At 41.5% G+C, this 22,296-nt stretch carries 21 protein-coding genes and 1 pseudogene; 10 read left to right on the forward strand and 12 right to left on the reverse strand.

Translation table 11 applies throughout. From position 1 onward, the window contains the following. Positions 1–267: 267 nt before the first annotated feature. Both VB740_RS26320 and VB740_RS26325 read right to left on the reverse strand, forming a co-directional pair. On the reverse strand, positions 268–723 hold the full coding sequence (locus VB740_RS26320; RefSeq protein ID WP_323202807.1) for a pentapeptide repeat-containing protein: 456 nt from the start codon (positions 721–723) through the stop codon (positions 268–270). Between the two features lie 274 nt (positions 724–997). Further along, a complete protein-coding gene (locus VB740_RS26325) occupies positions 998–1,861 on the reverse strand; it encodes an alpha/beta hydrolase (RefSeq protein ID WP_323202808.1) in 864 nt (287 codons plus the stop codon). A gap of 208 nt (positions 1,862–2,069) precedes the next feature. Between VB740_RS26325 and VB740_RS26330 the strand changes: the two genes are divergently transcribed. Genes VB740_RS26330 through VB740_RS26350 form a run of 5 tightly spaced genes read left to right on the forward strand, consistent with a single transcriptional unit; the run spans position 2,070 to position 5,256 of the window. After that, entirely contained in the window at positions 2,070–2,888 is an 819-nt protein-coding gene (locus VB740_RS26330; RefSeq protein ID WP_323202809.1) for a DUF1206 domain-containing protein, read from the forward strand. 33 nt (positions 2,889–2,921) lie between these two features. Continuing rightward, positions 2,922–4,067 carry a glycoside hydrolase family 10 protein gene (locus VB740_RS26335; RefSeq protein ID WP_323202810.1) on the forward strand — a complete coding sequence of 382 codons (1,146 nt, stop codon included), beginning with the start codon at positions 2,922–2,924 and terminating at the stop codon, positions 4,065–4,067. Between the two features lie 12 nt (positions 4,068–4,079). Next, on the forward strand, positions 4,080–4,511 hold the full coding sequence (locus tag VB740_RS26340) for a DUF2358 domain-containing protein (protein ID WP_323202811.1): 432 nt from the start codon (positions 4,080–4,082) through the stop codon (positions 4,509–4,511). Positions 4,512–4,571: 60 nt separating this feature from the next. Then, positions 4,572–4,871 carry a type II toxin-antitoxin system HigB family toxin gene (locus VB740_RS26345; RefSeq protein WP_323202812.1) on the forward strand — a complete coding sequence of 100 codons (300 nt, stop codon included), beginning with the start codon at positions 4,572–4,574 and terminating at the stop codon, positions 4,869–4,871. Further along, positions 4,855–5,256 carry a transcriptional regulator gene (locus tag VB740_RS26350; RefSeq protein ID WP_323202813.1) on the forward strand — a complete coding sequence of 134 codons (402 nt, stop codon included), beginning with the start codon at positions 4,855–4,857 and terminating at the stop codon, positions 5,254–5,256. Before VB740_RS26345 ends, VB740_RS26350 begins: the two co-directional genes overlap by 17 nt. Positions 5,257–5,261: 5 nt before the next feature. Here VB740_RS26350 and VB740_RS26355 read toward each other — a convergent pair whose 3' ends face one another. From VB740_RS26355 to uvrA, 3 genes are all read right to left on the reverse strand, one after another. Further along, positions 5,262–5,480 carry a DUF4926 domain-containing protein gene (locus VB740_RS26355; RefSeq protein ID WP_323202814.1) on the reverse strand — a complete coding sequence of 73 codons (219 nt, stop codon included), beginning with the start codon at positions 5,478–5,480 and terminating at the stop codon, positions 5,262–5,264. Positions 5,481–5,497: 17 nt separating this feature from the next. Next, entirely contained in the window at positions 5,498–5,830 is a 333-nt protein-coding gene (locus tag VB740_RS26360) for a DUF6883 domain-containing protein (RefSeq protein ID WP_323202815.1), read from the reverse strand. 135 nt (positions 5,831–5,965) lie between these two features. Next, on the reverse strand, positions 5,966–8,854 hold the full coding sequence (gene uvrA / locus VB740_RS26365; protein ID WP_323202816.1) for an excinuclease ABC subunit UvrA: 2,889 nt from the start codon (positions 8,852–8,854) through the stop codon (positions 5,966–5,968). Positions 8,855–9,035: 181 nt separating this feature from the next. Between uvrA and VB740_RS26370 the strand changes: the two genes are divergently transcribed. Together VB740_RS26370 and VB740_RS26375 are read left to right on the forward strand one after the other, a co-directional pair. Further along, entirely contained in the window at positions 9,036–9,782 is a 747-nt protein-coding gene (locus VB740_RS26370) for a Uma2 family endonuclease (protein ID WP_323202817.1), read from the forward strand. Between the two features lie 63 nt (positions 9,783–9,845). Then, positions 9,846–10,553 (forward strand): Uma2 family endonuclease, encoded by a 708-nt coding sequence (locus tag VB740_RS26375; RefSeq protein ID WP_323202834.1) that lies wholly within the window; start codon positions 9,846–9,848, stop codon positions 10,551–10,553. A gap of 25 nt (positions 10,554–10,578) precedes the next feature. Here VB740_RS26375 and VB740_RS26380 read toward each other — a convergent pair. From VB740_RS26380 to VB740_RS26400, 5 genes and pseudogenes are all read right to left on the reverse strand, one after another. Beyond that, a pseudogene (locus VB740_RS26380) lies at positions 10,579–11,919 on the reverse strand (hypothetical protein); the annotation flags it as partial. Positions 11,920–12,012: 93 nt separating this feature from the next. After that, positions 12,013–12,639, reverse strand: a complete 627-nt coding sequence (locus VB740_RS26385; protein WP_323202818.1) for a type I restriction endonuclease — start codon at positions 12,637–12,639, stop codon at positions 12,013–12,015. A gap of 65 nt (positions 12,640–12,704) precedes the next feature. Continuing rightward, positions 12,705–14,345, reverse strand: coding sequence for an AAA-like domain-containing protein (locus VB740_RS26390; protein WP_323202819.1), 1,641 nt, complete (start codon positions 14,343–14,345; stop codon positions 12,705–12,707). A 430-nt stretch (positions 14,346–14,775) separates the two neighbouring features. Continuing rightward, positions 14,776–15,834, reverse strand: a complete 1,059-nt coding sequence (locus VB740_RS26395; protein ID WP_323202820.1) for a serine/threonine-protein kinase — start codon at positions 15,832–15,834, stop codon at positions 14,776–14,778. A 128-nt stretch (positions 15,835–15,962) separates the two neighbouring features. Further along, a complete protein-coding gene (locus VB740_RS26400; RefSeq protein ID WP_323202821.1) occupies positions 15,963–16,856 on the reverse strand; it encodes an alpha/beta fold hydrolase in 894 nt (297 codons plus the stop codon). Positions 16,857–17,055: 199 nt separating this feature from the next. Here VB740_RS26400 and VB740_RS26405 point away from each other — a divergent pair, with 199 nt between their 5' ends. After that, entirely contained in the window at positions 17,056–18,744 is a 1,689-nt protein-coding gene (locus VB740_RS26405) for an S-layer homology domain-containing protein (RefSeq protein ID WP_323202822.1), read from the forward strand. Between the two features lie 11 nt (positions 18,745–18,755). On the opposite strand, the gene VB740_RS26410 is transcribed toward VB740_RS26405, so the two are convergent. After that, positions 18,756–19,193, reverse strand: coding sequence for a VOC family protein (locus tag VB740_RS26410; protein ID WP_323202823.1), 438 nt, complete (start codon positions 19,191–19,193; stop codon positions 18,756–18,758). Positions 19,194–19,304: 111 nt separating this feature from the next. Between VB740_RS26410 and VB740_RS26415 the strand changes: the two genes are divergently transcribed. Continuing rightward, entirely contained in the window at positions 19,305–20,084 is a 780-nt protein-coding gene (locus VB740_RS26415) for an MBL fold metallo-hydrolase (RefSeq protein ID WP_323202824.1), read from the forward strand. Between the two features lie 97 nt (positions 20,085–20,181). Here the strand turns inward: VB740_RS26415 and VB740_RS26420 are convergent, their stop codons facing one another. Further along, a complete protein-coding gene (locus tag VB740_RS26420; protein WP_323202825.1) occupies positions 20,182–21,204 on the reverse strand; it encodes a mechanosensitive ion channel family protein in 1,023 nt (340 codons plus the stop codon). 108 nt (positions 21,205–21,312) lie between these two features. Here VB740_RS26420 and VB740_RS26425 point away from each other — a divergent pair, with 108 nt between their 5' ends. Then, on the forward strand, positions 21,313–22,230 hold the full coding sequence (locus tag VB740_RS26425; protein WP_323202826.1) for a histone deacetylase: 918 nt from the start codon (positions 21,313–21,315) through the stop codon (positions 22,228–22,230). Positions 22,231–22,296 lie beyond the last annotated feature (66 nt).

The raw sequence follows: 22,296 nt of genomic DNA on the forward strand, positions 1-22,296 counted from the left end.
GCTGGCTCCCCTACATATACTTAGATTTTTTCATAAATCAAATACTAGTCCTATAGCAAAACTTTTCAGCCTAAATTGCACTGTTCGGACATAGATTCAGCCCCAAAAAGAAACCCCCTCTGCTTTCGTCATAATAAAGTCATTACAACGCAGAGAGGTTTCATTTTTTATTTTTGTATAGTTTATAGGCAGAATTTAAGGATAATGCTGGCAAAAAACCAGTTCCTCTGATGTTGTGTTTATTTTAACCTGCCTACTCAGTTCAGCCTAGTCCCAATCGGGAATCTCAGCATCTTCTCCACCAATCCCGATTCCAGTGTTAAATATTTCAGCATCAGTAAGATTGAGATCATTCATTGATGCTTTATAGACATTAGAATCGTGAATCGTAGCGCGAGTAAAATTTACCCCGTTGAGATTAGTTTGCTTCAAATTCACATTGGTGACATAAGCTGATGTTAGGTTAGCACCTGCCAAGTTTGCACCAGTTAAGTCAGCACCTTCGAGGTTAGCGCCGACAAGGTTGGCTCCTTGGAGCTTCGAGCCTCTCAAGTCAGCACCAATTAAATGAGCGCCACTGAGGTTAGCTCCCGATAGATCACACTGGATACATTCCCCAGTTGAAAGCAGCTTTTGTAAATCCTGCGGATTCTCGGCTTTAACCGAGCTAGCGAAAAATAGGGGAGTTGCTAAGGCCATGGCCGCTAATAGCTGGAGTTTCATAATTTTCCCCCTTAAATAATCAAGTTGCGTCCGTTCTGTCCCTCACAATTCTATTATCTCACTAAACTTCAGAAGGTCAATCTATCCCTTGACAACTTAGTTGTGATATGGGGCAGTGATAACGGTAATCTAACAAATGCCGTTAATTCGCATTTTTGGCGATTTTTACTTGACAATCTCGAAAAAACTACGAGTATTAAATTACTGTTAAATCTTTTTAAGAGCTTGCACTACTCGCCATAATTTGGCTACTTTGATAAGTATTTATACTTTTTTAAGTTCTCAGAAATTCTCGCATATACTGATTGACCAATTCAGGTTGTTCTTGCTGCACCCAATGGCCACAATTGGGTATGTACTTGATTTGAAAATCCCTGACATAGGCTGCGGTGTCGTAGGTTAGCTCCTTGCCGAGTGCAGTGTCATTTTCTCCCCAAATCATCAGTGTTGGCACTTTTAAAACGCCCCAATTTGGATTTAATATTCTCTGTTGAAAAATATTGCGGTAGTAGTTCAACATTGCTGTGAGGGCACCGCGTTTTGCCGCGGCATTTTTATAAGCGTCAATATCTGCTTTGGTGAAAGCACTCTTGTTCACTGCTGTACCTTTAAAAGCTGTTTCAATTGCTTGGTAGTCTGAAGATTGTAAGAGTAATTCTGGTATCCACGGTAATTGAAAGAGGAATATGTAGTTGCTACGTAGCAACTGTTGAGGAGTGCGTAAACCTTGGGCAAATTTGGCAGGGTGAGGCAGGTTAAGAATAATTAATTGTTCTAACATTTCGGGGTTAGTGTATGCAAAATTCCAAGCGATCGCACCTCCCCAATCATGTCCAACTAATACACATTTTTGGTATCCTAATCCTTTAATTACTCCCTCAACATCTTTGATAAACTCATCCATGACATAAGCTGATTGCTCATTTGGTTTATCACTATCGTTGTACCCACGCAAGTCAAGAGCAACGACTTTGAAATTTTGGGCAAATTCTGGTATTTGATGCCGCCAAGAGTACCAAAACTCAGGAAATCCGTGCAACATCAACATTAAAGGGCCTTCACCTTGGGTAACGTAGTGTAGTTTTACCCCATTCGTAGTTATATATTCGTGTTTCCAAGAAGTTTCTATTAGAGACATAATTAATCTAAATTCAGCATTAAAAAACACTAAATAGTAATACTCTACTTAATCAGTGTAATATCATGTTAAGTAGCCTCACATCTATTAAAAGGCAGTATTACGATAGTGATTTTTTGCAAGAACATTAGACAATTTGCCTTGGGATAGATGTGAATCGTGGGTAAATTTTGGTAAAAGGTAAATATAATAATTTTTCCCAACTACCATGACACAACAGTTGACAAACCACGCCTCATTATGGGTTGAGCGACTGGGACGATTTGGCTATGTTTCTAAGGGAGTAGTTTACGGTATAGTTGGGCTACTGGCAGCACAGGCGGCTTTTGGCAACGGTGGTAAAACAACTGATACCCAAGGCGCTCTCCAAACAATTGTTAACCAGCCATTTGGTAAATTTTTGCTGGCTTTAGTTGCAATTGGCTTGATTGGATACGTAATCTGGCGTTTTGTGCAGGCAATTAAAGACCCAGAAAAGAAAGGTAATGATGCCAAAGGTTTGGCAGTACGAATTGGTTACGCAGTTAATGGCTTGATTTATGCAAGTTTAGCCTTAAGTGCTGTGAAAATTGTTATGGGTACAGGCGGAGGTAAAAATAGTAGTGATTCTACTGAAGATTCGACAGCACGTTTGCTTTCTCAACCCTTTGGTCAATGGTTAGTTGGAACTGCGGGGGCATTTGTAATTGCTCTAGGTTTCTATCAGTTTTATCAAGCTTTTAGTGGGAAATTTCGTAAAGAACTCAATTTAACAGAATTAAGCAACACAGAAGCCCAATGGGTAATGAGGATTGCCAGATTTGGTTTAGCGGCACGGGGTATAGTATTTTGTATTACCGGCTGGTTTTTAATCGAAGCTGCAAAGCAATCGAACGCCGCTACCGCAGTAGGTTTGGATGAAGTATTACAGACGCTAGCGCAACAGCCTTATGGAGCATGGCTTTTGGGTATTGTGGCGTTAGGTTTGGTTGCCTATGCCATTTATACAATAATACAGGCGCGGTATCGTCGGTTAGTCAATGTTTAGATGGTGCAGCGCCGAGAATTTCAATTTATAGAAATGGCAATAATAGAAACCCGTGGTATATGGCTGACTACTACTGATAGTAAAGTTCTCAGGTCAAAGCAACGCATTGCTGAGGCGATGGATTTTTTAGCAGAGACGGGATTTAATGTGGTGTTTCCCGTTGTTTGGAATAAGGCAGTAACTCTGTATCCCAGTCAAACAATGCAGAAGACATTTGGAGTCGAAATTGACCCTATGTCCGTAGGTCGTGATCCTTTAGAAGAGGTGGTAGTTGAGGCGCGGCGAGTTGGGTTAAAAGTTATTCCTTGGTTTGAATATGGCTTTGCCAGTTCCTACAATTTGAATGGAGGCGTACTTTTACAAAAAAAGCCAGAATGGATTGCGCGTGATTGTAACGGCAATTTACTGAAGAAAAACGGCTTTGAGTGGTTGAATGCACTCGATTCACAGGTGCAGGAATTCTTCTTGAACTTGGTGCTGGAAGTTGTAAAGAATTATGATGTTGATGGTGTTCAAGGAGACGATCGCTTCCCAGCATTCCCCTGTGAAGGTGGCTATGATGAGGTAACTGTCAGCCGCTATCGCCAGGAATTTAATTGTAATCCGCCACAGAACCCCAAAGATAAGCAATGGTTACAGTGGCGTGCAGATATTCTCACTCAATTTTTGGCGCGTCTCTACCGGGAAGTGAAAGCGGTGAATCCTAATTTATTAGTAGCGATCGCACCTAATATCCATGATTGGGCATTCCAGGAATATCTGCAAGACTCACCCGCATGGCTGAAGCAGGGAATAGTTGATATGATTCAGCCGCAGATTTATCGCCGTGACTTTAGGAGTTATTGTGCGATCGCTGATAAACTAGTAAACCAGCAGTTCACAGATGCGACACTGCCGAAGTTAGCACCGGGAATACTGATGAAGCTTGGCAGCTATTGTATTAGTCCAGAATATTTGGTGCAAGCAATTGAATACAATCGTCAACTTGGCATTCAAGGAGAGGTATTCTTTTTTTACGAAGGTTTGCGCGAGAATAACAATACCCTAGCTAAAGTTTTGCGAAATGGCCCTTATGCTAAGTCTGCATTATTTCCCACTCTGTCAGATTTGAGTGCGGGTGGTGTGATTAACAAGAGGACATCTTCAATTTGGCAACGGTTGTTAAAAAAGATTTTTTAAGGGAAAAGGCGCGTGGAATCTCAATTATCGGTGGAACGGGTAATTAAAACTTTGAAAGAGGATTTACCAACACTTTTTGAAAAAGATATTTCATATCACATTTATACAGACGATATCTACTTTAAAGACCCAGTAAACACATTCAAATACAAATTTAACTATCGCATTATATTTTGGACTTTGCGATTTCACGCTCGACTATTTTTTACCCAAATTTACTTTGATGTACATGAAGTATCTCAGTCAGCCGAAGATACTATTTTAGCAAAGTGGACGGTGCGAGGAGTGTTGCGGGTTCCTTGGAAAGCTGGTTTGCTTTTTAATGGCTATTCAACGTATAAACTCAATCAAGATAATTTGATATACGAGCATATCGACACTTGGGATAGAAAACCAGGGGAGATTTTACAACAGTTTTGGCAAAGGGGAGAAACAGCTAATTAGATACATAGTGAGTTAAAAGTTTATCCAGAACAAGCAGAGAAACGTTGAAATAAGAAATTAATGCATGTCATCAGTCGGAAAAAGCTACGACAATTCTGCCAAAAACACGCTGATTGCTGTGAAGCACTTGATGACTGGTACATAACCGCTAGTAAAGCAGACTGGGGCAATTTGCTAGAAGTTCAAACTATTTATCCTCAAGCCGAAGCAGTAAGCAAGTTTATAGTTTTCAATATTAAAGGTAATAAATACCGTTTAATTGCTAGTATTAACTATGAAAAGCAGGTCATCTATATAAAATATGTCTTAACTCATGCCGAATATGACAAAGACTACTGGAAAAATGACCCTTACTTTTAACTCAGACATTTACAGCCAATTGCTGTCTCAACATCAACCTCGGATTATCAAGACAGAAGAGGAAAACGAGAAATTTTTAGAAACTGTTGAAGAACTGCTTTCTCATTCTCATCTGACTCCTGAAGAAGATGCTTTGTTGGAATTATTGGTAAAACTGATTGAGGATTTTGAAGATAAGCACTATCAGCTTAATTACTCAACACCTTTTTCAAGACTTTTGCATTTGATGGAAGCTAGGAGTTTGGAACAAGCTGATTTGGTAGAAATTCTTGGTTCAAGCGAGATTGTTGCTAAAATCATGAATGGCGAACTAGAAATCACTAAAAAACAAGCTGAAGCTTTAGGTAAGTTTTTTCACGTTGAGTCAAACTTGTTTATTTGTTGATTTTGTTAAACCAATAATCTTTTTTCACTAATTGGTTGATGATATAAAGCCATTAGCTGGCTAGCATTTAAAGTTTCTATGGCATAAGCTTTTCCTCTTAAGTCGCTGAATTCTACTTCAAAAACTCCAGGTTCATATTCTTCTACAATCGTTCCTACTTGACCGCGATGCAATCCCACTTCTGGTAAGTCTTCGGTTAGGGCAACCACATCTAATAATTTCATTATTATTACCTCATTGCTTAGATTATATAACAGGTGACTAGGCGGGGGAAGCCTTCATTATTACGCACTATCCAAACGCTTTGAATAATTGCTTGTTTATCTGAACGATTCAGAGGAAAATCAATGATATATTTTTGACCGTATGAATTCTTTTTACCAGGGATAGCATCATAATTTACTACTGCTTGTAAAAGTATGGCTTGTAATTCTTCTGCATCATCTAAATTTAAGTCTAGTGCAGATTTAAATACACGGGCTTTGTGTTTTCCCTCTGGATGTTCTGGGTTGAGACAGTAAGCCGCAATTTTATCTATTTCAACGATAGCGCATTCAGCGTTAGGAAGTTTCATAATAAGTTTTTTACAACCTTTGACTTCCCCATACTGCAATTCAACAGTTAAATAAAAATCAAATAGTCTCAAACTAGGGATAAAATTTAGAGACAGGATGTTTAGTTTTATATAATACACCCTACTTGGAAAAGACTAAGATTTAACCGCCGGATACTGTTTCAACACCTGCTTTAAATATTGCCCAGTATAAGACCTGGGATTTTTTGCAACTTCCTCCGGTGTACCCACAGCAATCAATTCTCCGCCTTTATCGCCACCTTCTGGCCCCAAATCTATCACCCAGTCAGAACAACGAATCACATCTAAATTGTGTTCAATTACTAAAATTGAATTACCTTTATCTACCAATCGTTGCAACACATCTAATAATTTGTGAACATCGTAAAAAGATAACCCTGTTGTCGGTTCATCTATTAAATAAAGTGTCTTACCTGTAGCGCGTCGAGATAGTTCTGTTGCCAATTTTACCCGTTGCGCTTCACCACCAGATAAGGTAGTCGCAGGTTGTCCTAGTTGGACATAACCCAACCCGACATCAAATAAAGTTTGCAAACGCGCGATCGCTTTGGGGATATTCTGGAAAAAGTCTAAACTTTCCTCAACTGTCATTCTCAGTACATCAGAAATTGACTTATCTTTATACTTCACTTGCAAAGTCTCGCGGTTGTATCTTGCACCTTTACAAATTTCGCATTGCACGTAAACATCTGGGAGAAAGTTCATTTCAATCACATTCACACCCTGTCCGCTACAAGCTTCGCAACGTCCACCTTTAACGTTGAAGGAAAATTGCCCAGGTTTGTAACCCCTAGCTTTGGCTTCCACTGTTTGGGAAAATACATCCCGAATCGCATCGAAAATTCCTGTGTAAGTTGCAGGGTTAGAACGTGGTGTGCGTCCAATTGGGGATTGATCGATAACGATCGCTTTATCAATCGCGTTTAATCCCTGAATTTTATCCAAATGTCTCGGTAAGGGAACTTTCTTAGTTAAATGGTGTTGCAGAGATGGATATAGTAATTCGTTAATCAAGGTAGATTTACCAGAACCAGACACACCAGTGATCGAGACAAGTTTACCTAGCGGAATATCTACATCTATATTTTGTAAATTGTTGCGATGGGCATTTTTAATTCCCAAACTGCGCCCATTTCCTTCTCGGCGTTCTGCGGGTGTGGTAATTACTCGCCTTCCTGATAAATATGCACCCGTCAAGGAATCTTCTGCTGCTAATAACGCCTGAAAATCACCTTGGGCGATAATATTTCCGCCATGAATTCCTGCACCAGGGCCAATATCAACTATGTGGTTGGCTGCGCGAATTGTTTCTTCATCGTGTTCAACGACAATCAACGTATTACCCAAATCGCGTAATTTCGTTAAGGTTTTGAGCAATCTGCCATTATCTCGTTGATGCAAACCAATACTCGGTTCATCTAAAACGTAGAGAACTCCTGTTAATCCAGAACCAATTTGCGTTGCTAGACGAATTCGTTGGGCTTCGCCACCGGAAAGGGTCATGGCGGGACGATCAAGGGTGAGATAATCTAAACCTACATCCAACAAAAATTGCAATCTAGCTTTGATTTCTCTCAGGACTAAATCAGCAATTTGTAATTGGCGATCGCTCAACTTAAATTGCTCAATTCTCTCCCGACAATCCCGAATTGATACGGTAGTCAATTCTAAAATTCCATATTGTCCCAACTTCACCGCCAAGGCTTCAGGTTTTAACCGTTTTCCCTTACAAACCTCACACGGTTGATCGATTAAATACTGCTCTAATTTTTGCTTAATTAATTCCGAACCACCCTCATACTGCCGTTGCAAAATTGGAATAGCACCTTTAAAACTCTGCTTCCTCTGTGCTTCTGCGGCTCGTTCATCTTTCTCTCCAAACAAAATGATTTGCTGCTGTTCTTCTGTCAGCTTGCTCCAATTTGTTTGTAACTCAAATCCATAAATCTGCCCCACACTATAAAGTAATTCCAAGTAATAAGAATTATCTTTTTCTGACCAAGGCGCGATCGCAGCATAAACTGGCGCTTCCCAGTCGGGTACGATCAAGTCTGGCGCAAATCTTCTTAAAGTCCCGATGCCATGACAGTGCGGACAAGCACCATAAGGCGAGTTAAACGAGAACAATCGCGGTGATAGTTCCTCCATTACCGCGCCATGTTCTGGACAGGCAAAATTTTCCGAAAATACTAATTCTTCTTCTTTTTCTTGTCCGTCTTCACCAAGCAGACTCACCAGAATGGCTGCAATCCCACCCGATTGCTTGAGACACGTAGACAGAGAATCAACCAAACGCTCCTGAATATCAGCCTTTTTCACCAAGCGGTCAATTACCACTTCGATGGTGTGGGTAAAGTTTTTATCCAATTCAATGGAATCTGACAGTTCGCGGATTTCGCCATTGATCCGCACGCGGACAAAACCTTGAGAAGCAAGACTTGACAAAAGCTTACGATGTGTGCCTTTTTTACCCCTGACAACGGGTGCAAGAATTTGGAAGCGGGTGCGATCTGGTAATTCCATGATGCGATCGCACATCTCATCGATTGTCTGGGGTGCAATACAGCGATCGCATATCGGACAATGGGGTTCGCCAGCGCGACCAAACAACAGCCGCAAATAGTCGTAAATCTCTGTAACTGTACCGACAGTGGAACGGGGGTTATGAGACGTTGACTTTTGGTCAATAGAAATTGCTGGACTTAAGCCTTCAATGGCTTCTACATCCGGCTTATCCAGTTGTCCTAAAAATTGCCGTGCGTAGGCGCTGAGGGATTCCACATAGCGACGTTGCCCTTCAGCGAAAATGGTATCAAAGGCTAGGGAAGACTTACCAGAACCAGAAACGCCAGTGAATACGATTAGGCGATCGCGGGGCAATTCCAAGTCAATATTTTTCAGATTATGCTGCCTAGCACCCCGAATCCGAATGGTATTCTGGCTGTTGTGGCTGGGGTACGGAAGATGTCCATTCAAGGATGCTGCTAGCTGTTGGTCTGACATATTGGGCGGCAAAGAGGGAGTTTCTTATGAAACAGTCCTTAATAATACTATCTTTAATTAGTTTATAGTAGAACAATCGTACTGTTTTAGTTAGTTATCGTTCCAGATTCATGGCGCAGATATCCTTAAGAGTCTGCTAATTTGGAAGCATCCCGATTTAAATCCTTCTGAGGGCGAAGCTATGGTATCGCAAATCCAACCGCCTACCCAGCCAGAGGTCATCTACCGAGATAGTGATGGACTACCAGTGGCTAATAATACCATACAGTTTGGCTGGATTGTAGAAATTAAGCAGAATATAGAGTGGCTATTTGCTGACGATCCAAATGTATTTGTCGCCGGGGATTTATTTTGGTATCCAGTAGAGGGACGCAACAAAATTGTTAACGCCCCAGATGTGATGGTGGTATTTGGTAGACCAAAAGGCGATCGCCTATGCTACCAACAATGGAAAGAGGAGGGGATTGCACCACAAGTGGTGTTTGAAATTCTTTCTCCCAGCAACACCCAAACTGAAATGGACAAGAAATTACTTTTCTACGATCGCTATGGGGTGGAAGAGTACTACATTTACGATCCTGAGCGAAATAATTTGCATGGATGGTTGCGTAGCGAAGATGGGTTAGATGTCATCCCCCTAATGGAAGATTGGGTGAGTCCTCGGTTAAAAATTCGCTTTGTTCCATCATCAGAGGGTTTACAGTTATATCGCCCTGATGGAGAACGGTTTTTAACTTATACAGAAATTTCTCGCAACGCCGAGCAAGAACGCCAACGAGCTGAACAAGAACGACAACGGGCGGAACTTGCAGAACAAGCTAGAAGAGATGCCATACCCCGATTATTGCAAATGAATTTGACCATTGAACAGATTGCCCAAGCTTTGGGATTGTCAGTGGAAGAAGTGCGAACTCTTGCTCAGGAGTAATGCCGTGTGCAATTTTTTAATCGGGCTATTAAAAATGGAAATTGTACTTAAGATATTCTGATTATGCTAGCCAATGCAGCCACTCATAATGTCACCTGGGAAAAGTTACCTGATGATTTTGTTTTAGACAACAAACCAGTAGATAACATTAATCAGCCACTCTTGGCTGCTGCTTTAACAGAAAGCTTGGAACTTGCCAGCAGATTACCCACTGATGCTTTAACCATCACTAATTACGGTATCTGCGCCACTTTGAATAATCGATTTGTCGTCAAAGCACCAGATTGGGGTTATGTACCATCAATTCAAGTCTCACGAGAAGAAGTAAAGCGCTGTTATACACCAAGACTCCAAGGTGATATTCCCGTAATTGTGATGGAATTTCTCTCAGATACCGAAGGTGGAGAGTATTCGAGTAAACCGACCTATCCTCCTGGTAAATGGTTTTATTATGAGCAGATTTTACAAGTGCCAAACTATGCCATTTTTGAATCAGATAGCGGAGTTTTAGAAGTTTATCGGCGAGATAATTTAGGAAATTATGAACTGCAAACACCAGATGCAAATAATCGTCACTGGATTGCGGAAATGAACTTGTTTTTAGGCGTATGGGAAGGAAGCCGAGAAAACCGCACAGGTTATTGGTTACGTTGGTGGGATGACAACGGCGAATTATTATTGTGGGGTTTGGAGTTAGCAGCAAAAGAACGTCAGCGTGCAGAGAGATTAGCCGCTCAGTTAAAAGCGTTGGGAGTGGAACCGGAGGTTTAACTCGGAACTTTGACCTTTTTACTCTGTCAAAACTTGCGGAAGCTAAAGTTTTGCCATCCGGGCTGAAGACGACGCTGTTGACCGAATTGCTATGTCCTTCAAGGCGATTTTGTTCACGAATATTTAGCAGAATATTCTGTAAACTAAACAAAGGACTATAAGCAGGATAATCTGCTAAAGATTTTTGATCCTTGACCAGAGTTTTTAGTTCTTCCGCACTCTGCACTGCTAACAGCAGCCCCTCTATTTCCTTTGAAGGTACAAACTCCCGCAATGCAGCAGTTCCGTCTCGTTCCAATCGCATACCTATTAAAGCAATTTTTCTGGCTGCATCTGCCACATTCAGAGCAATTTGTGCCTGCTTTTGTTCTTGCCTTGCCCGATTTAAATCTGCAACAGCTTTTTCACGCTGCTGTTGTGCCTTTTGTCGTTGTTGAATTGCTTGGTTTGCCTGTACTTCAGCTTGACTAGCCTTTGCACTAGCTGCTGTCACTTTGTTTTGGGCTAATTTTAGGTTTTGCTGTGCCTGATTCACTTTGACATTTGCAACATTCAGTTGTGAAGTTGCATTACTAAGATTCCGTTTTACCTGTGTTGCCTGTTTTGATATCCTTTGATTGTCGCGTGAGATTTTTTTATTGTCTGCCGAAATCCGTTGGTTATCTTGCTTGGTTGCTGCGGTTTCTGTTTTTGCTTTTTCTAATTCTGTTTGGGCTTTATCTGTTTGTGCCTTTGCTGTTCGCGCTTGCCCTAATTGATATTGAGCCAATATTAATGATGCAACTGCCCCCAGCACAGTCAGTCCTAACACCAAAGAACCAATACGAATCCGTTGATTCGCTTTGTGATTCGCCTCTGCTAAAACTTGCTTTGCCTGTTCCTCTGCCTCCAGCCTTTTCTGCACATCACGCTTTTCCAACTCTTGGCTAGCAGCTAAAAACCGATAGTCTAAATCACTCAAACTTTTACCGACTGCCCATTCTTGAGCATCGCGCAAAGTCTTTCCCCGCAACAAGCGCGACTCATCTTGACGTTCCAACTCAACCCAGGCATTAAATGTATCGGAGTAGGGGCGCAAGTTTGCTAAAATCTTTTCGCACCATTCCTGCTTAAACACCTCTGCATAAATTCGGTTATAAATTCGCAGCTTCCCCTCCCGCTTCACCACCAAACCCGTCAGCCGCAGTTCCGTTTGTTCAGGACTATCATCAGTTGCTATCTCTCCATGCTGCAAAATCTGTTGACACAAAGCCAACAATCGCCCAGTCCTCTGTTCCCCACTCTGCATGATTCTGTCTCGAATCGTCTTCAAATGCTCCGGCTCATCTTGCGTCTCCCAATTCTCAATAATCCCCTCGCGTACCAAAATATTGGTATTGGGTCATAAACAATTAAAAATTAAAAATTAAAAATTAAAAATTATGAAATACAAATTTGGTAGGGTATGTTACCACGGAGACTACGAATTACGGACTAAATAAGCTAGACGTTTTAACACTTTTACAACAGTATGTAGGTCATCTCCACGATTGAGCGACAGTGTGTAAGATAATGCATATCTTGGTGTATCCTGTTTCGTCAACTTAATAAATTGAAATTCTCGACCATTGGTTATAAAAGCAAATGTAGGTTTATCATTACCAGGATTAGCCAACATATAAACTAATGCTTGAGAAATTGCTACCTCCAAAGAATATTCTGCTCGTTTCGCCTCAACAACGAGAACCCAAAATGGAGGATGAAACACCAAAATATCAATACGTCCTCTAATAATTGTGCCTTCGTCTTCAGAAGAAATTCTTACCTCTTCTTCCGACGCAATGTAAAAAGGCGGTTGATAAAAACCTGCTAGACGCAATATCGGAGATAGCACCACCATTTTGACTACAGGTTCTAAAATTTGGTAGCGGGATAAATGCAAATATTCTGCCTTGACTTCGTTGAGAGATTGCTTTTCTAAGTCACTCAACTCAGGTAAATCTTGCTGCCACTCTAAAAAAAACTGTTCGTTGTCTGCACGTTCTAGCCCAAATTGATCTATGAGTTGGGCTAGGGTGATATCTTTTCCTTGAATAACTTGAACCATTGTTAAACCTTTTTGTTAAATGGTAATTGCAGATAAAAGTCTTATTGCACTCCTAATGTACTTTTTTAATTTTTCAACCCCAAGCGATCGCAAAAATATTGACGGTACAATTCACACAGTGGCACTACTTGATTGCCTTGAAACTTAACTAACCCCATACTGCGAAGTTTAAACGCTTCAGTTGTGCCCACATCCACGGCGTGATTTACTATCATCGCTTGTTTAACCGCAGCCAGCAATTCTGCATCCTCTTGCAAATTCAGCCAATGGCGGCGTAAATGGTCACTGTAAGGCCCTTCCTCGGTTGCGGCGATTTTTTGCAGATTTTCCAGCGTCATCCGACCACGGGCAATTTCATAAAGCGCTACCCGCACTAAATAAGGATGACCACCAACAAGTGTCATTAATTCTTCAATTTGTGAATCAGACCAATTGAGTCCGTGACGCTGTACCAAGTCTTGTACTTGTGTTTGATTTAAGTCTGGCAACTCAATAGGTAAGCCGACATTAAAAGGCGATTGATTAATATTGAGCGGAATATAAACTTCCTTAGAATGCACAATCACCAACCGGAGATTTTTCCAAATTGTTTCATTCTTTGACCGTTCATGCCAAGCTCGTAATAATCCAAAAAAATCAGCAGCAATTATAGGATGCTTAAAGACTTCATCGACTTCATCCAAACCCAAAGCTACGGGGCTATTAATCGCGGGTAATAAATACCGTTGAAAGTAATTTGTACATTTATTCTTGCTACCTAAAACACCCTTCCAATACTCGTCTAGCTTCTCTGGTAGATTCAGTTCGTAGGTAATGCTGGCACAGAACCACTGCAAAAACTGATCTAAATTAGCGAGAAATTCTGCATCGGCTGACTGGAAATTTACGGGTGCTATCTGATAGTCATGTTGACTAGCATGATGGAGAACCCGCGACATCAGCGAAGTTTTGCCCATCTGCCGAGGAGCTTTGATGCGAATTAAGGCCCCTGGTTGAAGAATCGCTTCATAACAGTCTACCTCAATAGGCGATCGCTCGACATAGAAAGCAGAGTTTAGAGATACCTGCCCTTCTGGATTTTCTAAGGAGATTGCTAGTTTTATCTCAATATCTGGAATCGTTTCATTAGCAGAGATAGCACTTTGGGGATTATTCCGACTTTTTAACACTGGTGTCGAAGACTCTGGAATACTTTCTAAATCAATCGCGCTACAGCCAAACTCATAAGCATCCTCATAAGACCTGTCAGCACCCAGTGCATCATAAAAGCCTACCGCAAATTTAATTGCGGTGCGATCGCCAATTGCCCGATTCATCCCAACTACGCAATTGATGTGTTGATAAATAGACTCAGCTTGCACCTCGCTATAACAGGCATTTAATAATACACACTCAATTTTGTCTTTAAATAACTTAAATAGCCTTGCCAGTGACTCTCTACTCACCAGCTGCATTTCCCCGATATTATTTTCCAAGGCTAAACCTTGATTTCCTCCCCCATGTCCAGAAAAATGGATGATATGAGGATTATGATCTAAAAGCGCACGCCGCAAATCGTCAGGACGCACCGCCCATTTAGTAATAAGTTCAAACTTATCTCGGCTGCGAGAGCGTTGCAACCCTTCCTGAATTTCCCTTACTTCCTCGTCCAAGCGAAGTTTATCTGTCGTCGTGGGATTAGCTGACACAATCAGGATTTTTTTCACAGCGCTATCAACTATTGAATGCAGGCTTCTGACTTAGATGTAGTTTACTACAGCAGGTAAGTAGACAATTACCGATAGCGCATTACCGTTAATGAGTCTTTGAACTCCATTAATGAGGCTTTGAACTCCATTAATGAGTCTTTTAGCTCCATTAACGAGTCTTTGAACTCCATTAATGAGTCTTTTAGCTTCATTAATGAGTCTTTTAGCTCCATTAATGAGGCTTTGAACTCCATTAATGAGTCTTTGAACTCCATTAATGAGTCTTTTAGCTCCATTAACGAGTATTTGATACTCATGCAAATTCCAGCAATTTTCACAAGCGTGGAATATATATAATTGTAGGGGCACAATATATTGTGCCCCTACGCGTGTAGTCTATTCAATTGAAAACCGCTGTAATCCTTAGCCAGATGCAACCTAATTAATCTTAATTTCCGATTTTATCTTGGCAATCTGAGCTTAAATCAAAGCTTTGACATTCTCTAGCTTCCGACAATTGCCTAACCGTATTACCAGACTGATAACTCATCAAAGTTCCCGCAAGCGCAGCCAGTGTAACAACAGTAGCTAGTCCCAACAAAGTAGCTCGTTTTCTAGGTTTGATTGAACTGATGAAATTATCTAACCCAGTCGCACTACCAACAACCTCAATTGTCCCAAGTGCTTTTAAAGCAATAGCCGCATTAGCATAGCGGCGTTTTCGGTTACGTTCCACCATTTTCATCAACCACCACCGGAAACGCGGACTGATTTGAGGAACTAATTGCTGGAAATTAAAGCGATAGTTATCATCAATTAATTTACCAATCTCAACAGAACGGGTATTAGTAAGTAAGCAAATCAGCGTTGCTCCTAAACTATATAAATCTGATGCTTCTGTCAGAGAATGACCAAACTGTTCCTCTGGTGGCATAAAACCTGGAGTTCCTGCTATAAAGCTGCTCAGAGCTACTTTCGCACCCTGTATTCTAGCCAATCCAAAATCAACCAGGTAAGCATTTAGTTCTTCATCAACCAAAATATTCTCTGGCTTAATATCCCGATGAATAATTTGCGGAACTTGCTTTTGCAGATAAACCAAAATCTCTAAGATTGACAGAGCAATTTGCTTAATTTCTTCAGGATTAAAGCTACGTTTTAATCCCAAAGATGGGGCATTTTTATATTCTTGTACCAGATAAAAAGCCCCCGGCTTTTCAAAGGAATCTAGATAACGAGGAATGCGGGTATGATTGAGTTGTTGCAAGATTTCTATTTCGCGCTGATATGCTTTCACACCTGATAAATCAGCACCTGCACGAGCAAAACAAAACTCTTTAATTACCACCTGTTGATTAGATTTGAGGACATTAGCTAGATAAGTAATCCGTCCCCCTTCTCGGTTGCGTCCTAGTTCGCTGATGACTTGATAGCCAAGTTCTGAAAAATCTGGATGGTGATTTAAGGGAATTACCCTTTTATCTCCATTACGCACATCAAGCTCCATTTATTCACACACCATACGAGTTTGATTATGTCAAGGCGCAATTAAAAGATTAAGATCCACTCACCCAGATTGTTAGCCTCATTTTTACCTTGCTTGGGCTAAGACATATCGGCAGAAAGGCGAAATTATCACCTTTGCGCTAGCCAATCGACAATCTGGGCATTGACAACATCTGGAACCTCATCGTGAGGACAATGACCGGCATTGGGAATGGGAACAATTTTGATATCTTTGCCATTCTCCCGCGCCTCTTCGTAAATCTTGGCCCCGGTAATTGGTGTCCAAGGGTCGTCAGCACCCCAAATTACTAATAAAGGACGTTCTACTTTGGGCAAAAGTTCCTCTGGGCTGGGGCCAGGAGGCGCTGTGAGAATAGATGCGAAGACTTGTTGCGCTCCTGGGTCGCAAGAGGGAGTATAAAGTAAATCAACTAATTCATCGGTGACAGCTTCACGGTTCCGGTAAACTTGGTAGAGGGTGCGGCGAATCTGGGCTTTTTGACGGATGCGGTTATAGACAAATTTACCTGTAATTGGCGATCGCACAAACCGATTAAAAGTTGACATCACAATCCGTAGTGGCGGGTTCAATTCGTGGGGACGATGACTCAAGCCACCCGCAGAGTTAATTAAAATACCACCAGCAGCAATTTCTGGATGTTCCACCAGTACTATTAAGCTCAAAAGTGCGCCGATGGAGTTGCCAATAAATACAGCAGGTTCTTGGATGTGTGCTGTGCAAAAATCTTTTAGCAGTTCCACCCAAACTTCCACAGTGTAATCAATGGGCGCTTTATCAGAACCGCCGAAACCTAAAAGGTCTATGGCAAACACTTGGTAGCCAGCATCAGCTAAAACTGGGATATTTTTGCGCCAGTGTCCAATGGAAGCACCAAAGCCGTGAACCAGTACCAAAGGGCGTCCTGTACCCATGACAGTGTACTGGATTTTGTAACCCTGCCAATTCCAAATGAATTTTTCAAAGGCGTCTTGAGTTGGAAGCTGTTGTGTAGTTACAGTCATTAATAAGATTCATAAAGTGTTTCTTCAAATATATTAATGTCTCTGACCTCATAACTCCCTACTCCGTACAGACATGATTAATCGCATCTCTCCCTACTGATTTAGATGTTAGTTCTATCCACCCGAAGGGATTAATAAGTCAAGGGATACCAAATACCCCTGTGCCTTTTTAGACGAATGGTAGTGTGAGATGAAATACATGAATCAAAATTACTTTGCTCAAATGAGCAAGTTTGTTCTGGCTGCAACCTCTGTGGCAATATTTTCACCAATAGCTTCTGCCTACGCAACTTTAGGATTCTCTACCACCGTCGCCCAAATATCTGATAATTCTACAAGTCAACAACTTTTAGCCGATAAAAAAGTAGAGACAAGAAGTCGTACTACTACTATTGAGCAGCAAACTATCACCACAGAAAGCCGTAATAGTACTGTTTCTGCAAAAGGGAAAAAAACAGGTTTTAGCCTTGCCATTTGGGAACCATCGGGTAACTTGTCAGAGGTGATTGCTCGCATTTCAGTCAAGAGTAAAGGTGGCAAGGGCTATTTAAAAGAGCGGTTTTTGGGTGATTACAAGTACAAGATTAAGCAAAAAGCAAAATTTGCTAAGGGTTTAAAAGCTAGCGATCGCATCGTCGTGCGATTGTATGATGTTCAAAACCGCTTTATTGGCTACAGCGAATTTGAATGTTTGTCTGCAAACACCACAGTTAATTTGGTTTTGTCAGCCAAGCCTACAGAATACCAAGTCGTTCGCACTGTTTATGGTGTTGATGCTGACCAAAACGGCACTATTGACGCAGGTACCACCACCTACGACTACTTCACTCAAGTTAGCGGCCAACGTGTTAGTTTCCTAAGCAGTTCCCAAACCTTCCAAGGTAGTCAGTTCCAAGTAGAAGGTTTGTCAACAATCGCTAGAACCAGCGTTTATCCCGTTTCTTTCACTCAGGGTGAGTATGCTTTAGTGCGTCAGTCGTTCCTGAGCGTCTTTAGCTCCGACTTGGCAGAGGCTTTGCAAGCTACTCCTGGCAGCTTGGTGCAGGTGATTGAAGTTAGCGATAACTCTAGCTACGATATCAGCCAAATGCTGATGAATTATCGCCAAGTCGGGATGTCTCGCGCTCTCCAGGTTGGGTTTTCTGATGTTTCCACAGACTACTGGGCTAAAGATTTTATTGCCGAGTTGGCCTCAATGGAAATTCTCGAAGGTTTTCCTGATGGGACTTTTCGCCCGGATGCACCAGTAACTCGCGCCCAATTTGCGGCAATGCTACGGAAAGCGTTTACCAAGGGGAAAATTCGTCAAGCGATCGCATTTAAAGATGTCTCAACTCAATATTGGGCTTACAATGCTATCAGCGAAGTTTATCAAATGGGCTTTTTAAATGCTGTTGTTGGCAAAGGTTTCAACCCCAGCCAAAGCCTTTCTCGCCTTGATATCCTGGTAGCATTAGCGCAGGGATTAAATTATAAAACCAGTGGTTCCACGGATACAATTTTATCTGTTTACAGCGATGCAACTACTATTCGTAGTGAATATCGCAGTCTGATTGCAGCTTTGACACAACGCGGTATAGTAGTCAACTATCCCAATGCGAACTTGCTAAATGTTGAACGGGTAGCAACCAGGTCTGAAGTATCTGCTTTGTTATACCAAGCCCTATCTAGCACCGGAGAGGTAGCAAACATCTCTTCGCAGTATATTGTTGGACAACAACAACAAGTTGCAGTTGAGGAGCAGACTGAAACTTCGACCGAGGGCGTAAAACCACGTCGCAATTGCAACCAAGGAATTGGTAATGGTGCTGAGGGCTGTGACCCAGGCAATTCCAGTCCTCACGGTGGTAGTAATGATGAAGGTGGACGCACACCTGGCAAAAAGTAACACTAATTTTTTTAAGAGACGCGATTAATCGCGTCTCTAGCTTGCTCAACTGTAAAACTAATTTCCTGACCATAGGAAATTTCCAGTGTATGACCATCTGGGTCTCGAAGATAAGCCCAGTAACCAACCGGATAGCCCCAGTCATTTGGCCCATCCAACAGTATTCCCTCAGCGTGTGCCTCATTGCACAGGCGATCGATTTCCCCACGATTCTGATAAGCTACCCCAAGATGGGATTGTGGTAAGAGTGCGCCTTCTACTTTAGGTACTTTAATTAGGACAATCACAAAAGGTCTAGTCAGGTCACTAATCCAAGCAACATCTGATTGAGTTGCTTGATCAATGCGATGATGCACGACTGTCATCTGAGCATACTTTGCATAAAATGAGATACTTGCATCAACATCACTGACTGCAAGTGCAATGTGAGTAAAACCAAGATCAGACATAAAAAAACTCCGTGGTAGACTTGACCGGACGAATGTAGGTGTTGGCCTTAGTGCTTACTAAGAAAGGTGACACCATTGATAATGAAGGTAGGCGTTATCTTCACAAAATTTATGTTTTTAACTTGGTTAGACAGCAACTCTTGGCTGCTGGAAATCGGCGGGAAACGAATACTAATTGACCCTTGGCTGGTTGGTTCGTTAATTTTCAGCAATTTGGATTGGCTATTTAAAGGGTCGCGATCGCAAAATCGCCCAATCCCAGATAATATCGATCTAATCCTTTTATCTCAGGGTTTAGAAGACCACGCTCACCCACCAACACTTCAGGTACTCGACCACAACATCAAAGTTGTAGCTTCTCCCAATGCTGCCAAGGTGGTACAGAAATTAGGTTACACCCAAGTTACAGTGTTGCCTCATGGTGAAACTTTCACTTTAAATAATCAAGTTGAAATCAAGGCTTTCCCCGGTTCATCCATTGGCCCCACTCTGGTGGAAAATAGTTATGTCCTCAAAGAATTGGAGAGTGGTTTAACTGTATACTATGAGCCTCATGGGGATCATTCTCCACAACTTCAGCCAGCTGCACCCATCGATGTAGTGATTACACCGTTTATTGACATGACGTTGCCTTTGCTTGGGCCGATTATTAAAGGAAACAATAGTGCCTTGGAAGTAATAAAGTCTTTACAGCCTCAAGTAATATTACCGACTGCGGCTGGTGGGGATGTAGCGTTTGAGGGATTGCTGATGAAACTCATTCAAACTAAAGGAAGTGCTGAAGAATTTCGTTCGTTACTAAAGAAAAACAATCTGGTGACGCAGGTGCTTGAGCCGAAACCAGGCGATCGCTTTGAACTACCATTAGAAAAACGAGCATTAGCAATTTAATTTAAACCTAGCCCTAGCGATTATAAATCGAGGTTTTCAACCCGCGCAGGCGGGTTTCCGTCTGTGTAGCTGCAACTTCTAGTCGCCAGGGCTAATTTTATTCCATAGCCGAATTATTTTGCATATTATACACTTCTCTAATCGGAAAAGGAATTTGAATTCCTGCTTGCTGATAGCGTTTGTGTAATTTTTTCACAAATAAATGTTTACCAATACGCTGATCGAAGTATTCATTTACGCGCATATAAAGCGTAAAATCTATACTAAAATCATTAAAGGTATGAAATCTGATATATGGTTCAATTCCTTTTAATTCTGGTGCAATTTCTTGCATAACTTCTTTAGCTACTTCTACAGTCACTTTTTCAACTTGTTCCAAATCACTATCATAACTTACGCCCACATCCATTGTTAAAGTAATTTCTTTTGCAGGTAAATGATAATTGGTGAAAATAGCCGAAGACAATTTCGAGTTGGGAACAATGACTACATTATTTGAAATTTCTTTGATTGTCGTATTCCGCCAAGAAATGTCTATGACATATCCTTCTTGTCCAGCATCTAATTTTACATAGTCTCCGGTTCTAACTTGTTTAGAGATAATCAAGTAAAAGCCAGAAAACAAATTTGCAAGTGTGTCTTGAAGTGCCAAACCAACTGCTAGACCACCAATACCTAAAGTCGTGACTATTGGCGTAATTTGAACACCCACCGTTTGTAATATGATTAATGTTCCTAACACTAAAACAGTAATCTTAGCAAGGTTAGAAATTAGTGATGTGGGAACACCTTCTGTTCTGCGAATCAATAAATTAACAAACCCAGCAGCCAATCTTGCTAAGACTATCGTTACCGAATACAGCAATGCGATCGTCAGAATTTTTTGTAGTACGATCGCAATATCTGGTTTCAGGGGTGCGCTGAGAATTGCCCAAAAAAAACCGCCAATGACAAACCAAAAAAAAGTCATGCGGTGCAGAGAGCGAAATATAATATTACCCCCAGCAATTCGTTTATTATTAACGAATGTTTCTAGTTTTTTGAAGATAACTTTTTCACCAATTATCCCAGCTAGTAAGCCAGCTAGAATAAACGCTATCGGTGCAATCCATTCCATCATATCAATTTTAAATTTGGAGTTTTAGATTTACGAGAACAGCATTTTTGCTGTGTTTATGGCTAAATTTTACCTTGTTGTCGGATTAGCTGCTTGATATTTTCTTTCCTTATGGACTTGCCAATTATCTACCACCCAGATTACGTTGCTCCCCTGCCTGAAGGACATCGTTTCCCGATGCCTAAGTTCCGACAACTCTACGAATTGCTGTTAGCTGATGGTGTAGCAAATCAAGAACAATTTCACACCCCCGAACGTCCACCGCCAGAATTGATAGAGTTAGTCCATACCCCAAGTTACGTTCAAGCTTACTGTGAAGGAACCCTAGACCCCAAAGCACAGCGTCGCATTGGTTTGCCTTGGAGTCCAGCATTAGCGAATCGTACCTGTGTAGCGGTAGGTGGTACGATACTCACTGCGAAACTGGCACTAAGTCAGGGTTTAGCTTGTAATACGGCTGGTGGAACTCATCATGCTTTTCCTAGTTATGGGTCTGGTTTTTGTATTTTCAACGATTTAGCGATCGCCTGTCGCGTTTTACAAAAATTCGGACTCGTCCAAAAAATCCTAATTGTAGATTTAGATGTCCATCAAGGAGACGGCACAGCTTTTATTTTCCAAGGCGACGACAGCGTTTTTACTTTCTCCATGCACTGCGAAGTCAATTTCCCCGGTACTAAACAAAACAGCGATTTGGATGTTCCGTTGCCAGTGGGAATGGAAGATGATGCATATTTACAAACTTTAGCGAATTATTTAGCAGATTTACTATCTAAAGTCAAGCCAGACTTAGTATTTTATGATGCTGGTGTTGATCCTCATATAGGCGATCGCTTGGGTAAATTAGCCCTTACCGATGCTGGCATTTTTCGCCGGGAAATGCAGGTATTGAGTACCTGTATGAGTAGCGGTTATCCTGTCGCTTGCGTTATTGGCGGAGGTTATGCTGATGATATGAAATCTTTAGTATGGCGTCATTCCCTGCTGCATCGCGCCGCCAGTGAAGTTTACCATCAGTACAAACTATAGTCATTTAGTGGGCAATACTATCCCAAATCGTAGAGTTTTAAACCCTTTTTTGTCAGCAAAGGCACT

The sequence above is a fragment of the Nostoc sp. UHCC 0251 genome, assembly GCF_034932245.1.
Lineage (GTDB): Bacteria > Cyanobacteriota > Cyanobacteriia > Cyanobacteriales > Nostocaceae > Nostoc.